This is a genomic window from Achromobacter sp. HNDS-1 (genome assembly GCF_040084795.1).
In the GTDB taxonomy this organism is placed as follows: domain Bacteria; phylum Pseudomonadota; class Gammaproteobacteria; order Burkholderiales; family Burkholderiaceae_B; genus Achromobacter; species Achromobacter ruhlandii.
Map to the genome: position 1 here is coordinate 4,957,445 of NZ_CP157584.1, position 13,923 is coordinate 4,971,367.

Sequence of the window (13,923 nt, forward strand, 5' to 3'; positions counted from 1 at the left end):
CGCGACGTGTCGCTACCGCAACGCTTGGTCATCGCGACCCGCGCCAGCCGGCTTGCCCTGTGGCAAGCCGAGCATGTGCGCGATCGGCTGCGCACGCTGTATCCGGCGTGCGCGGTTGAACTCCTCACCCTGACGACCCGAGGCGACCAGATCCTCGACCGCACCCTCTCCAAGGTGGGCGGCAAGGGGCTCTTCGTCAAGGAACTCGAAAACGCCTTGCTCGACGGCCGCGCCGATCTGGCCGTGCATTGTCTGAAGGACATGCCGGTCGATCTGCAGGCGCCGTTCGAGCTGTGCGCCGTCCTCGATCGCGCCGATCCGCGCGATGCCTTCGTCTCCAATCGCCATGCCACGCTGGCCGACCTGCCGGCCGGGGCCGTCGTGGGCACCTCCAGCCTGCGGCGCGAGTCGCAGATCCGCGCGCGCTTTCCGCAACTGGTGGTCAAGCCCCTGCGCGGCAACCTCGACACCCGCCTGGCCAAGCTCGATCGCGATGAATACGATGCGATCGTGCTGGCCGCCGCGGGCTTGAACCGGTTGGGCCTGGCCGACCGCATCCGTTGCCTGCTCGATCCGGCGGATTGCCTGCCTGCGGCCGGGCAGGGCGCGCTGACCATCGAGATCCGCGACGACCGCGACGATCTGCGCGCCTGGCTGGCCCCGCTGAACGATGCGAGCGCCACCTCGATCGCGTTGGCGGAGCGCGCGGTGTCGCGCCGGCTGGGCGGTTCCTGTCAGGTGCCGCTGGCGGCCTACGCCGAAATCGAGGGCGATGGCCTGCACCTGCGCGCGCTGGTGGCCTCGCCCGACGGCACGCGCATGCTGCGCGCCGAAGGCAGTGGCCCGGTGGCCCAGGCGCAGGCGATCGGCGAGGCGGTCGCCGCCGAGCTGTTCGACGCCGGCGCCCAGGCCATTCTCGACGAACTGCTGCAAGACTCCGCGCCCGAGTGATGGACGGGGCCACCGCCCAAGCGCCGCGCGTGGCCGTGCTGACACGGCCCGCCGGTCGCAATGAGGCGCTGGCGGACCGCCTGCGCGGGGCCGGCTGGATGCCCTGCATCCTGCCCGCGCTCGATATCCAGCCTCTGGCCGTCGCCGCGGCCGACTTGCCGCGGCCGGCGGACTACGATCTGGTGGTGTTCGTCAGCGGCAATGCCGCCCGCTTCTATCTCGATCAACTGGCGCGGGCGGACGGCCAGGCACCCTGGCCGACGGGCGTGATGGCCGCCACGGTTGGCCCGGCCAGTGCCGCGGGCCTGCGCGAGCTGCCGGCTTTTGGCGCGAATACAACAGTCCTGCATCCCGGCGACCAGGCCGCCAGCCATGATTCGGAGGCGCTCTGGGAGGTGCTTTGCGGCCTGCCACGGCTGCCGGCACGGGTCTTGCTGGTGCGCGGCACGCAGGGGCGCGATTGGCTGGGTGACCGGCTGCAGGCACATGGCGTTGCCGTGACACGTCATGCGGCCTATGTGCGCCGCCCCGCGCAATGGAACGAATCCGCCTTCGCCCCCCTGCGGCGCTGGGCCGCGCAGGGCGTGGCCGCCACCTGGCTGATCACGAGCGGCGAGGGCGCCGATGCGGTGGAAGAGCAACTGCGAGGGGCCGGACTGGCCGACTGGTGGGGCCGCTGCGGCTTCGTGGTGACCCATCCTTCACTGGCCCGGCGCCTGCCGCGGCATGCGCCTGACATGGGCCCGCAAGCAATGGTAAAAATCTGCTTGCCCAACGACGAGTCGATTTTCCAGGCTTTTGTTGCTGCTTGATTCGTTGCTTCGGACGGACACCGAATACAATCGCGTCATGACAGACAAGACTCCCGCTACCGATCCGGCCGTTCATGCGGCCGCCCCGGGCGCCAGCGCGCCCGCATCGGCCCCGGCCGATTCCGTCAAGGCCCGTCCGGCCAAGCGCGGCAGTGGCCCTCTGGTCACCGCGCTCATCATCGTCATCCTGCTGGCTGTCGGCCTGGGCTACGCCCTCTGGCAGCAACGCACCCAGTTCGTCGCGGCGGGCCGCGAGGTCGCTTCGCGCCTCGACACGCTGACGGCCGATGTGGCGCAGGCTCGCAAGGACACCCGTGAGGCCCTGGCCCTGGCGCAAGCCCAGGCTGGCCGCCTGGGCGACCTCGAGGAAAGCGTGCGCGAGACCCAGAGCCAGTACAACGCCTTGCAACAGGCCTGGCAGAACTTCAACGACAGCGCCAGCGACGAGCTGCTGGCCAACGACGTCGAGCGCCTGCTCACCATCGGCAGCCAGCAACTGCGCCTGGCCGGCAACGTCTCCAATGCCATCGTCGCGCTGGAAACGGCGCAAGCGCGCCTGGCCCGCGCCGACCGTCCACGCTTCTCCAGCCTGCAACAAGCCATCAATGGCGACCTGGACCGCCTGCGCGCCGTATCCACCGTGGATATTCCCGCCCAGTCGGCCCGCATCGAGCGCCTGACCGCGCTGGTTGGCAAGGCGCCGCTGCTGGTGCCGGACGCCGCCGCGCCCGGCATCGCGCCCGCCGGCGAGACCCGTCCCGCCACGCCCGCGCCGGTCGCGGTCGATCCGCAGGCGGCGCTGCCCGCCGACGCGCCCTGGTGGCAACGCTGGCGCGCCGAAGTGGCCTCCTGGCCAGGCCGCGCCGGTTCGGCCCTGGCCCATGAGCTGGGCGGGCTGATCACCATCCAGCGCGTCGACGAGCCCGCCGCGCTGCTGCTGTCGCCGGAACAGGCTGACCAGGTGCGTGGCACGCTGCGCCAGCGCCTGCTGACCGTGCAACTGGCCATGCTGATGCGCCAGCCGACGGTCTGGAAGAGCGAACTCGACAATATCGGCGCCACGCTGGCCAAGTATTTCGACAACCGGTCCCCCGACACCGTCGCGGCCCAGAACCTGGCCCGTGAACTGGCGCAGACCGACATCGCCGTGCGCATGCCCGATGTGTCCGACAGCCTGAACGCCGTGGCCGCGTTGCGCGCCGCCGGCTTCAAGACCAGCGACCAGGATTGAGGCCTATGCGTACCTGGTTCTGGACTCTGCTGCTCGCCGTCATCGCCGTCGCCCTGGCGGTGGTGCTGCGTTCCCATTCCGGCAACGTGCTGCTGCTGGTGTGGCCGTGGCGCATCTCGATGTCGCTGACGCTGGCCGTGCTGCTGATCGTGGCCGCCTTCGTGGTGTTGTATGTGGGCCTGCGCCTGCTGGCCTGGCTGCTGGCCATTCCCGACCGTGTCCGCGCCTGGCGCGGCAAGCGCGCCCAGGCGCGCGATCACGAATTGCTCGAGCGCGGCTGGATCGGCCTGCTGGAAGGGCGCTACTCGCACGCCGAGAAGGACCTGACCCGTCTGCTCGAGCAGACCAAGGTGCAGACCCGCCGCGTGCTGGCCGCCTTGTCGGCCGCGCGGGCGGCGCATGGCCTGGGTGAATTCGACCGCCGCGACCGCCTGCTGGCGACCGCGCAGGAACAGGCTGGCACCGATCCCGGCCTGGTCGAAGCCACCGCGACCGTTTCGGCCGACATGCTGCTCGACCAGGGCCGCGCCGAACGCGCCCTGGCCGTGCTGGCGCCGCTTGCCGACGGCGGCGCGCGCCACTTGCACACCATGCGCCTGCTGCTGCGCGCGCACACGGCCCTGCGCCACGACGAGCAGGTCTTCACGCTGGCCCGCGGTTTGTTGCGCCGTAACGCGCTGGCGCGCAGCGAAGGCGACCACCTGATCGACGTGGCCGGCGCCGCGCGCCTGCGGGCGGGCGCCGCCAACGACGCCTGGCGCGCCATCTGGAAGGATCTCAAGGCCGAGGAACGGCTGTTGCCGGAAATCGCGCTGGCCGGCGCTTCCGCCTTCGAGGCGGCGGGCGAGGCCAACGAGGCCGCCAAGGTGCTCGAGGCCGCCATTGCCGTGAAGTTCAATCCCGCCCTGGTGGCGGCCTACGCCCGTTGTGATGCCGCGCAAGTGTCGCGCCGCCTGGCCAAGGCCGAGACCTGGCTGCAGCAGCGCCCGACCGATCCCGACCTGCTGACCGCGCTGGGCATGCTGTGCCTGAATGGCCAGCTGTGGGGGCAGGCCGAACGCTATCTGCTGCGCAGCCTGTCGCGCCGTGGCGATGCCCAGACCCACGCGCTGCTGGGCAGCCTGTACGACCGCCTCGACCGTCCGGCCGATGCGGTGCGCCACTGGCGCCTGGCAACCGCCGCCAGCATGGCGCTGCCGGTGCTGGCCGCCGACGCGGCATTGCCGGCCGCGGATACCGGTTCGGATCCCTACCATCTGGACGCGGAGGGTGGCTATGCGGTGGGCCTGTCGGATGGCGACGCCGAGATCGGCGGCGACTATCCCGCGCTGCCTCCTGCGGTGGCCGCGTCGGCCTCGGACTACGTGCTGGATCCGGATGCCCGGGCCAGCAAGGAGCAGCAGGCCCGCGCGCTGGCGCCCGAGGACGCGCCGGTGGTGGGCGGCACGTCCGACATCGACGAGTATTTCGACAGCGCGCCGATTCCGGCGGCGGCGTTCGACAACCCCGTGCCGACCTACACTCCCGCCGCCCCGGCCGTGCCGCCTGCGCCGGCCACGCCCAAGCCGGCCGCCGTGCCGGTCCCGACCACCAAGCCGCCGTTCAAGGACGACGGCTCGCTTTGATCCTCTTTCAGACTGACAAGGTTCAATCATGAGTTATGACCGCGTGTCCCCCGGCAAGAAGCTGCCGGAAGACTTCAATGTGATCATCGAGATCCCCATGAACGCCGACCCGGTGAAGTACGAGGTCGACAAGGAATCGGGCGCGATCTTCGTCGACCGCTTCATGCTGACGGCCATGCACTACCCGTGCAACTACGGCTATATCCCGCAAACGCTGTCGGAAGACGGCGACCCCGCCGACGTGCTGGTGCTGACCCCGTTCCCCATCCAGATCGGCGCCGTGGTGCGCTGCCGCGCCATCGGCGTGCTGGAAATGGACGACGAGTCGGGTGGCGACGCCAAGCTGCTGGCCGTGCCGATCGAAAAGCTCTACCCCCCGTACCGCAACATCAAGTCGTACGAAGACCTGCCGGCCGAAGACACGGCCCGCATCCAGCACTTCTTCGAGCACTACAAGGACCTGGAAAAGGGCAAGTGGGTCAAGGTCAAGGGCTGGAAGGGCGTTGATGCCGCCCACGAGGAAATCCTCAAGAGCGCCGAGCGCTACAACAAGGGCTGATCAGGCCTTGCGCCGCGCCGGTGTCGCACCGGCGGGCGCCTTCAAGCGGCGCGGCCGCGACGGCATGATGCCGATCGCCGCCGCGCCGTTGTCTTGCAGGCCCTGCAGATTCTGCGTCACCTGCGCCGCCGCGGCCTGGATGCGTTCCTGCAGCAGCGCCAGCCGCTTGGCGGGCGTGCGCGCCTCGGCGGCGATGAACACCAGGCTGCCCACCACCTTCTGGTCCGGCGTGAAGATCGCCGAGCCGATCCCCATCAATCCCGGATCGACCTCGCCGTGCGAGACGCAGACGCCGGCCGCCCGCAATTGCTTGAGGTTGGCGCGGAACGCATCCCAGTCCTCGCCCAGGCCGGCCTCGCGGATCTCGGCGGCGTGCCACAGCATCAGGTTGCGCAACTGGTAAGGCGGCAGATTGGCCAGGATGGGCTTGGCGGTGGCGCCGCGGAACATGGGGAAGGGGCGGCCGCGCGCGTAGCTGGATTCGATGGAATGGTCGGTCCAGTAGCGGTCCACGCACATGACCTTGTCGCCGTAGTAGCTGCACAGCATCAGGTTGGCGTTGAGTTCGTCGCCCGTGGCGCGCATGACCTCACGGGCCGCGCGCATCAGCGGGTCGTGCTGGCGCAGGTGCCGGTCCAGCTCGATGATGCGCGAGCCGAGCACGTAGGCGCCGCCGGCGGTCGGCGCCAGCAGGCCGCTTTCGGTGAGTGACTTGAGATAGCGGTAGGCGGTGGCGCGCGAACACTCCAGATGCGCCATGACGTCCTCCTGGAACGCGGCGGTGGTGTCGTCGCGGAAGAGGTCGAGGATGGACAACATGCGATCGGGAGTGCTCATTGCTGCTGATGCGCCTAGTGAATGTGGAAGCCGCCGTTGACGTCGACCACGATGCCGGTTGAGTAGGAGGACAGGTCCGAGGCCAGGAACAGAATGGCCTGCGCCACTTCGGCCGGGGAGCCGAAGCGTTGCAGCGGAATGCCCTGTTTGAGTTCTTGTTCCCAATTTTCGCCGAATTTGCCGAGCGTCATGTCGGTCTCGATGATGCCCGGCGCCACGCAGTTGGCGCGCACGCCGCGTGGGCCCAGTTCGCGCGCCAGTGCCTTGGTGAAACTGATGACGCCGCCCTTGGACGCGGCATAGTGCGAACCGCCCAGCAGGCCGCCGCCGCGCAGGGCGGCGGTCGAGCCCAGGTTGACGATGGCCGGGCGGCGCTCGCTTTCCAGCAAGTGGGGCAGGGCGGCGCGCGTCACGTTGTAGGTGCCGGTCAGGTTGACGTCGATCATGCGGCGGAACTCGTCCTCGGGCAGGTCCCAGATGCGGGTCGCGGCGACGATGCCGGCGTTGTTCACCAGCACGTCGATGCCGCCCAGCGCCTGCGCCGCCTGCGCCACGGCCTGCTCGCAGGAGGCGCTGCTCGACACGTCGCAGTGCAGATTGGCGCGGCCGCCGACGAGGCCGGCGTCGGCGTGGTCGGGGTAATCGCGGTCCAGCACCGCGACGCTGGCGCCTTGCGCCAGGAATTGCGCGACGATGGCGGCGCCGATGCCACGGGGGTTGGCGCCCCCCGTGATCACGGCGCGCTTGCCTGCCAGCAGGCCGGGCGCGCCGCCGCTCATGGCTTCACCAGCGCGCAGCCGCCCTGGTCCAGCGGACGGAACGCCTGTTCGGCGGGAATCTTGCGCACCAGCTTGTAGTAATCCCAGTCGCGCTTGGATTCCGACGGCTTCTTCACCTGGAACAGATACAGGTCGCGCATCACGCGGCCATCCTCGCGGATGCGGCCGTTCTCGGTCATGAAGTCGTTGATGGGGGTGTCATGCATCTTCTTGAGCACCGCCTCGGACGCATCGGTGCCGGCGGCCTTGACCGCGTTCAGGTAGTGCATGGTGGCGCTGTAGTTGCTGGCCTGCACCATCGACGGCATGCGGCCGGTGCGCTTGAAGTAGCGCTCGGACCACTGGCGCGCCTTGTCGTCCTGGTCCCAGTAGAACGGCTCCACCAGGTTCAGGCCCTGCGCGTATTCCAGCCCGACGCTGCGCACGTCGACGATGCTCATGAAGAGCGCGGCCACGCGCTGCTTGCTGCCCATGATGCCGAACTCGAACGCCTGCTTGATGCTGTTGATGGTGTCGCCGCTGCCGTTGGCCAGGCCGATCACCTGCGCCTTGGAGGCCTGCGCCTGCAGCAGGAACGACGAGAAGTCGGCGCTGGCGATGGGGTGGCGAACGCTGCCGACCACCTGGCCGCCCTTGGCCTTGACCACCGCCATGGCGTCGCGTTCGAGCGAGTGGCCGAATGCATAGTCGGAGGTGATGAAGAACCAGCTCTTACCGCCGTCTTCCATGACGCCGCTGGCCACGCCGGTGGCGTAGGCGTAGGTGTCGTAGGTCCAGTGCATGCCGTTGGGCGAGCAGGCCTTGCCGGTCAGGTCGGCCGAGCCGGCGCTGGTGAAGATCACCACGCGCTTCATCTGGCGGGTCAGGTCCTGCACCGCCAGGGCGATGGCGGAGTTGGGCACGTCCAGGATCAGGTCGACCTTGTCGTTCTCGTACCAGCGGCGCGCGATCGAGACGCCGATGTCCACCTTGTTCTGGTGGTCGGCGGACACCACCTCGATGGGTTTGCCCAGCACGCTGCCGCCGAAATCCTCGACGGCCATCTTCACGGCCTCGACGCCGAACTTGCCGGACAGGTCGGCCATCATGCCGGACTGGTCGCCCAGCACGCCGATCTTGACGACGTCGTCGGACACCTGGGCCTGGGCCGACAGCGAAACGGCGCCCAGCGCGCAGGCGGCCAGGCAATGCTTGAAACGGATCTTCATGGTTTTGTCTCCTCGGGGGCTTGTCGCTTGGCGCGCCGTCCTGTGCCGGGCGGTCGCGCGGGGTCTTGCCGGGGCGAGCCTATTCCAGCGTCTGGCCGGCGTAGGCGTCGATGAACAGGTTGGGTTTCAGGAAGAAGCTCAGCACCAGCGCGCCATGCGGAGCACGGGCCACGTGGCGGTTGCCGCGCGGGCGCCAGACGTAGTCGCCGGCGCGCACTTCGCCTTCGGCGTCGACGATCGAGCCTTCCAGCACGTAGGTCTGCTCGACCTCGACATGTTCATGCAGCGGCAGCTCGGTGCCGGGCTGCCAGCGGAACAGCGCGGTCAGCAGGCCGGACTCCTTGTCCTGCATCAGCACCTTCATGTCGATGCCTTCGACCTGCGTGGGTTTCCAGGGCAATTCATCCACTTTCAGGAAGCGCGATGCCAGTGGGGGCAGCGCGTTGGCCGCAGGGCAGCCAGGGGTTTCGAGGGCCATGATGTCTCCTAGCCAAAACTCGTTATGGAAGAAAAACTAAAAATCTTGTTATTGAGTGTTTGAAAATAATCGCGTATATTGAGATTTATGTCAATCACGTTTTCCACCAAGGATGACGGAGCGACACGGGCCGGACCAGGGGGAGCATGCGTCAAGGGAGTCATCCCGGCGCGCATGCCGCTAGAGATCCGGCGCCGATAAAACAAGGAGACAAGCTGTGAATCAGGACTATCTGGGCCAGACCTTCGGGCTGGCCGGGCGCACGGCGCTGGTGACGGGGGGCGCGCGCGGGTTGGGCTTCGCCATCGCGGCCGGGCTGGGCCAGGCCGGCGCCGGCGTGGTGATCAACGACCTGTCGCAGGCGGCCTGCGATGCCGCCTGCGAACGGCTGGCCGCGGCCGGCATCGCCGCGCGCAGCGCGGTGTTCGATGTGGCCGACGGCGCCGCCGTCGAACGCGCGGTGGCGCGACTGGATGCCGATGGCGTGGCCGTCGACGTGCTGGTCAGCAATGCCGGCAACCAGAACCGCAAACCGGTGGTCGAGATGGCGCCCGCCGAATGGCAGGCGCTGCAGAACGTGCACGTGAATGGCGCCTTCCATTGCGCCCGCGCCGTGCTGCCGGGGATGGCGGCGCGCGGCTTTGGCCGCATCGTGCTGATGTCCTCCGTCGCGGGTCAGGCCACCATGCCGAACATCGCCGCCTATGCCACCGCCAAGGGCGCCATCGCGGCGTTCACCCGCGCGCTGGCGGTCGAGTATGGCGGTCAGGGCATCACCTGCAACGCATTGGCGCCGGGCTTCGTGCGCACGGACTTCACCCAGGGGCTGCAGGACAATCCGCAGTTCCAGTCGTTCCTGTCGACGGCGGTGCCGGTGGGACGGTGGGCCACGCCCGAGGACATCGCGCCGGCGGTGGTGTACCTGGCCTCGCCGGGGGCTTCGTTCGTCAACGGCCACGTGTTGGCGATCGACGGCGGCCTGCTGGCCCGCATGTAGGAGAACGGCCATGAGCACCCAAGCGGTTCTGTCCGCCCAGGGGCTGGTCAAGCGGTTCGGCGGCTTCAATGCCGTCGACGGCGTGTCCCTGGCCCTGCGGGAAGGTTCCATCCATGCCTTGATCGGCCCCAACGGCGCCGGCAAGACCACCTGCTTCAACCTGCTGACCAAGTTCCTGACGCCCGACCAGGGCGCAATCCATTATCGCGGCCGCGACATCACCGCGCTGGCGCCGGAGCAGATCGCGCGCCTGGGCATCGTGCGCTCGTTTCAGATATCGGCGGTGTTCCTGGGACTGACCGTGCTGCAGAACATGCGCGTGGCGCTGATGCGCCAGCATGGCGACGGGATGCGGTTCTGGCGCAGCCGTCGCAGTGTCGATCGCCTCAACGACCAGGGCCTGGCCCTGCTGGAGGCGGTCGGTCTGGCGGGCCTGGCCGACACCACGGCGGCCCTGTTGCCCTACGGCCGCAAGCGGGCGCTGGAAATCGCGATGACGCTGGCCCTGGAGCCCGAAGTGATGCTGCTGGACGAGCCAATGGCCGGCCTCGGCCAGGAAGACGTGGCCCGCATCGCGGCGCTGATCCGGCGCGTGTCGGCCAACCGCAGCATCCTGATGGTGGAGCACAACCTGTCGGTGGTGGCGGACCTGTCCGATTCCATTACGGTGCTGGCGCGCGGCGCGGTGCTGGCACAGGGCGACTACGCCACGGTGTCGCGCGACGAGCGCGTCATTACCGCCTACATGGGCGCCGACGAGGGAGACGACTGATGCTGTCGATCAAGGACCTCAACGCCTGGTACGGCGAATCGCATGTGCTGCATGGCGTCGATATTGAAGTGCGGCGCGGCGAACTGGTCACCATCCTGGGCCGCAACGGCGCGGGCAAGACCACCACGCTGCGCGCCGTCATGGGCATCCTGGACAAGCGCCGCGGCTCGATCCTGTTGAATGGCCAGGAAACCGTGGGCATGGCGCCGCACCGCATCCCGCGGCTGGGCGTGGTGTATTGCCCGGAGGAACGGGCGGTGTTCCGCAGCCTGGATGTGACCGAGAACCTGCTGCTGCCGCCGCGCCTGGCCGATGGCGGCATGTCGCTGGACGAGATCTACACCCTGTTTCCCAACCTGCGCGAACGCAGCGCCAGCTCCGGCGGCAACCTGTCGGGCGGCGAGCAGCAGATGCTGGCGATCGCCCGCATCCTGCGCACCGGCGCCCAGCTGATCCTGCTGGACGAGCCCACCGAGGGGCTGGCGCCGGTGATCGTGCAGCAGATCGGGCAGGCCATCCGCACGCTCAAGGAGCGCGGTTTCACCATCGTGCTGGTGGAGCAGAATTTCCGCTTCGCCACCAAGGTGGCCGACCGCCACTACGTGATGGAGCACGGCCGCGTGGTCGACCAATTGTCGGCGCAAGAGGCGCGCAATGATCCCGAGCGGATCGCGCGCCGCCTGGGCGTCTGAGGGGGAGAATCCTGTGTTCGAAATTTTTGGCGTGCCGTCCACGGCACTGTTCGGCCAGCTCCTGCTCGGCCTGATCAACGGTTCGTTCTACGCCTTGCTCTCGATCGGGCTGGCGGTGATCTTCGGCCTGTTGAACATCATCAACTTCGCCCATGGCGCGCAGTACACGGCGGGCGCGTTCCTGGCCTGGATGCTGCTCAATTACCTGGGCGTGAACTACTGGGCCGCGCTGGTGCTGGTGCCGCTCATCATGGCGGCGTTCGCCATCGTGATCGAGCGCGTGCTGATCTCGCGCACCTACCGCATGGACCATCTGTACGGCTTGCTGCTGACCTTCGGGCTGGCGCTGCTGATTGAAGGCGGGCTGCGCCAGGCCTACGGCGTGTCGGGGTTGCCGTACACCATCCCCAAGGCGCTGACGGGCGGGGTCAACCTGGGCTTCATGTTCCTGCCGTGGTACCGCGGCTGGGCGGTGGCGGTGTCGCTGGTGCTGTGCCTGGCGGTGTGGGTGCTGATCGAGAAGACCCGCGTCGGCGCCATGCTGCGCGCGGCCACCGAGAACCCGACCATCGTGCGCTCGTTCGGCATCAACGTGCCGCTGTTGATCACGCTGACCTACGCGCTCGGCGTGGCGCTGGCGTCGGTGGCCGGCGTGATCGCCGCGCCCATCTACCAGGTCAGCCCGATGATGGGCTCGAACCTGGTGGTGGTGGTGTTCGCGGTGGTGGTGATAGGCGGCATGGGTTCCATCATGGGCGCCATCGTCAGCGGCTTCGGGCTGGGCATCATCGAGGGGCTGACCAAGGTGTTCTATCCGGAAGCCGCCAACCTGGCGATCTTCCTCATCATGGTGCTGGTGCTGCTGTGCAAGCCTGCCGGCCTGTTCGGCAAGCCGCTGCAGGTGCAGAACGTGCTGGCGGCCGAAGCCACGCGCGAACCGGTGCAGCTGGGTCGTCGCGCCATGCGCTGGAGCATGGCGGCCCTGGCGCTGGTGGCGCTGGCCGCGCCCTGGTTTGTCTATCCCACGTTCCTGATGAAGGTGCTGTGTTTCGCGCTGTTCGCCGCGGCCTTCAACCTGCTGGTGGGCTATGTCGGCCTGTTGTCGTTCGGCCACGCCGCCTTCTTCGGCGCGGCGGCCTATGCCACCGGCATTGTCATGAAGCTGTTGGGCGCCACGCCCGAACTGGGCCTGCTGGCCGGGGTGCTGACCGGCGGCCTGCTCGGGCTGGCGTTCGGCGCCATCGCGATCCGGCGCCAGGGTATCTACTTCGCCATGATCACGCTGGCGCTGTCGCAGCTGGTGTACTTCATCGCGGTGCAGGCGGGTTTCACCGGCGGCGAGGACGGCCTGCAGAGCGTGCCGCGCGGCAAGCTGTTCGGTCTGTTCGACCTGGACAGCGTGATGCCGATGTACTACTTCACGCTGGCGGTGTTCGCCCTGGGTTACGCCTTCGTGCTGCGGGTGCTCAATTCGCCGTTCGGCGAGGTGATCCGTTCCGTGCGCGACAACGAGCAACGGGCCCGCTCGCTGGGCTATTCGACGTCGCGCTACAAGCTGCTGGCGTTTACGTTGTCGGCCTCGGTGGCGGGATTGGCCGGCGGGCTCAAGGTGCTGGTGTTCGGCGTGGCCTCGCTGACCGACGTGCACTGGCACGCCAACGGCGAAGTGGTGCTGATGGCGCTGCTGGGCGGCATTGGCACGGTGTTCGGTCCGCTGGCCGGCGCGTTCACTTTCGTGTCGCTGCAGAATTACCTGGCGCCGCTGGGGTCCTGGGTGCTGATCGTGCAGGGGGCTATCTTCATCCTGTGCGTCCTGTTGTTCCGCGACGGCATCATGGGGCTGGTGTCGCGCGCCTGGCTGGCCGTCGCCCGTTCGAAAAAGGAGTCGTGATGTTCCTGCATGTCGTGATGCTGCAGCTTTCCGGCGCCGCCGACGCGCGCTTCCATGAACGGGTGCAGGGATACTGTGCCCGCATCATGGCCGAATGCGACGGGGTGGCCGCCTATGCCTTCCGGCCCAACGAGGCCAGCCGCTCGGATGGCCTGTCCCATGCGGTGGTGGCCGGCTTCGCCGACGCCGCCGCCCACGACCGCTATCAGGTGTCGCCCGCGCATCAGGAAATGAAAGCCTACATGGCCGACTTCATCACGCGCCTGGTGGTGTTTGACGGGGAAATCCCTACAATTCCCTGAATATTCGCGTTCCCGGAAAGGGATACACTCGCGGATGATTTTTTGCCATCGGACCGTTCCACCCGTCATAGGTTGATAGATCATGGACTACGTATTGCCTCCCCAGCCGCTGACCGCGGTTCCCGTTGCCGGCAGCGCCGCGCTGTTCCCGGTGCGCCGCGTCTATTGCGTCGGCCGCAACTACGCCGAGCACGCCAAGGAAATGGGCTTCACCGGCCGTGAAGATCCGTTCTTCTTCTGCAAGCCCGCCGACGCGGTGCTGAGCGTGGCCGATGGCGAGACCGGCAAGATGCCGTATCCGCCCAAGACCTCCAACCTGCACTACGAAATGGAACTGGTGGTGGTGCTGGGCAAGGGCGGTCGGGACATTCCGGTGGATCAGGCCAACGATTGCGTCTGGGGCTACGCCCTGGGCCTGGACATGACCCGCCGCGACCTGCAGGGCGAAATGAAGAAGCAGGGCCGTCCCTGGGAAGTGGGCAAGGCGTTCGACCTGTCCGCGCCCCTGGGGCCGATCCACCCGCGCAGCGTGGTCGGCACGCTCGACAAGGGCGCCATCTGGCTCGACGTCAACGGCCAGCGCAAGCAGGCCAGCGATATCTCCCAGATGATCTGGAACATCCCCGAAAGCATTGCCTACCTGTCGGGCCTGTTCGAGCTGCAGCCGGGCGACATCATCTTCACCGGCACGCCCGAGGGCGTGGGCGCCGTGGTGCAGGGCGATGTCATCACCGGCGGCGTGGATGGCCTGGGCGAACTTCGCGTCCAGATCGTTTAAAGTACGCCCCG

15 protein-coding genes are annotated in these 13,923 nt (G+C 68.2%); 11 read left to right on the forward strand and 4 right to left on the reverse strand.

The window, feature by feature from the left end; translation table 11 throughout:
- The first annotated feature begins 6 nt into the window (after positions 1 to 6).
- The 5 genes from hemC to ppa are packed head-to-tail and all read left to right on the forward strand — an operon-like array spanning position 7 to position 5,178.
- Positions 7 to 951, forward strand: coding sequence for a hydroxymethylbilane synthase (gene hemC / locus ABFG95_RS22890; RefSeq protein WP_278992631.1), 945 nt, complete (start codon positions 7 to 9; stop codon positions 949 to 951).
- Positions 951 to 1,763, forward strand: coding sequence for a uroporphyrinogen-III synthase (locus ABFG95_RS22895; RefSeq protein ID WP_278992632.1), 813 nt, complete (start codon positions 951 to 953; stop codon positions 1,761 to 1,763). Before hemC ends, ABFG95_RS22895 begins: the two co-directional genes overlap by 1 nt.
- A gap of 37 nt (positions 1,764 to 1,800) precedes the next feature.
- The gene (locus ABFG95_RS22900) at positions 1,801 to 2,994 is read left to right on the forward strand and encodes a uroporphyrinogen-III C-methyltransferase (protein ID WP_049077585.1); all 1,194 of its coding nucleotides are present in this window, start codon (positions 1,801 to 1,803) and stop codon (positions 2,992 to 2,994) included.
- Positions 2,995 to 2,999: 5 nt separating this feature from the next.
- Entirely contained in the window at positions 3,000 to 4,619 is a 1,620-nt protein-coding gene (locus tag ABFG95_RS22905) for a heme biosynthesis HemY N-terminal domain-containing protein (protein WP_054417619.1), read from the forward strand.
- Between the two features lie 28 nt (positions 4,620 to 4,647).
- Entirely contained in the window at positions 4,648 to 5,178 is a 531-nt protein-coding gene (ppa, locus tag ABFG95_RS22910) for an inorganic diphosphatase (RefSeq protein ID WP_049072482.1), read from the forward strand.
- Here ppa and ABFG95_RS22915 read toward each other — a convergent pair whose 3' ends face one another.
- The 4 genes from ABFG95_RS22915 to ABFG95_RS22930 all read right to left on the reverse strand — a co-directional run bounded on the left by ABFG95_RS22915 (position 5,179) and on the right by ABFG95_RS22930 (position 8,480).
- Positions 5,179 to 6,015 carry an IclR family transcriptional regulator C-terminal domain-containing protein gene (locus tag ABFG95_RS22915; protein WP_100504281.1) on the reverse strand — a complete coding sequence of 279 codons (837 nt, stop codon included), beginning with the start codon at positions 6,013 to 6,015 and terminating at the stop codon, positions 5,179 to 5,181.
- A 14-nt stretch (positions 6,016 to 6,029) separates the two neighbouring features.
- A complete protein-coding gene (locus ABFG95_RS22920; protein WP_278992633.1) occupies positions 6,030 to 6,794 on the reverse strand; it encodes an SDR family NAD(P)-dependent oxidoreductase in 765 nt (254 codons plus the stop codon).
- A complete protein-coding gene (locus ABFG95_RS22925; protein WP_049072485.1) occupies positions 6,791 to 8,002 on the reverse strand; it encodes an ABC transporter substrate-binding protein in 1,212 nt (403 codons plus the stop codon). Before ABFG95_RS22925 ends, ABFG95_RS22920 begins: the two co-directional genes overlap by 4 nt.
- A 79-nt stretch (positions 8,003 to 8,081) precedes the next feature.
- Positions 8,082 to 8,480 (reverse strand): cupin domain-containing protein, encoded by a 399-nt coding sequence (locus tag ABFG95_RS22930; protein ID WP_049072486.1) that lies wholly within the window; start codon positions 8,478 to 8,480, stop codon positions 8,082 to 8,084.
- Between the two features lie 217 nt (positions 8,481 to 8,697).
- Here ABFG95_RS22930 and ABFG95_RS22935 point away from each other — a divergent pair, with 217 nt between their 5' ends.
- The 6 genes from ABFG95_RS22935 to ABFG95_RS22960 all read left to right on the forward strand — a co-directional run bounded on the left by ABFG95_RS22935 (position 8,698) and on the right by ABFG95_RS22960 (position 13,912).
- On the forward strand, positions 8,698 to 9,477 hold the full coding sequence (locus ABFG95_RS22935) for an SDR family NAD(P)-dependent oxidoreductase (protein WP_049072487.1): 780 nt from the start codon (positions 8,698 to 8,700) through the stop codon (positions 9,475 to 9,477).
- Between the two features lie 10 nt (positions 9,478 to 9,487).
- Positions 9,488 to 10,249 (forward strand): ABC transporter ATP-binding protein, encoded by a 762-nt coding sequence (locus ABFG95_RS22940; protein WP_054417623.1) that lies wholly within the window; start codon positions 9,488 to 9,490, stop codon positions 10,247 to 10,249.
- Positions 10,249 to 10,941, forward strand: a complete 693-nt coding sequence (locus ABFG95_RS22945; RefSeq protein ID WP_049072489.1) for an ABC transporter ATP-binding protein — start codon at positions 10,249 to 10,251, stop codon at positions 10,939 to 10,941. Before ABFG95_RS22940 ends, ABFG95_RS22945 begins: the two co-directional genes overlap by 1 nt.
- A 13-nt stretch (positions 10,942 to 10,954) precedes the next feature.
- Positions 10,955 to 12,832, forward strand: coding sequence for an ABC transporter permease (locus ABFG95_RS22950; RefSeq protein WP_049072490.1), 1,878 nt, complete (start codon positions 10,955 to 10,957; stop codon positions 12,830 to 12,832).
- Complete coding sequence (locus ABFG95_RS22955) at positions 12,832 to 13,134, forward strand: Dabb family protein (protein ID WP_049072491.1); 303 nt, start codon at positions 12,832 to 12,834, stop codon at positions 13,132 to 13,134. Before ABFG95_RS22950 ends, ABFG95_RS22955 begins: the two co-directional genes overlap by 1 nt.
- Positions 13,135 to 13,216: 82 nt before the next feature.
- Positions 13,217 to 13,912, forward strand: coding sequence for a fumarylacetoacetate hydrolase family protein (locus ABFG95_RS22960; RefSeq protein ID WP_049072492.1), 696 nt, complete (start codon positions 13,217 to 13,219; stop codon positions 13,910 to 13,912).
- The last annotated feature ends 11 nt before the right edge of the window (positions 13,913 to 13,923 follow it).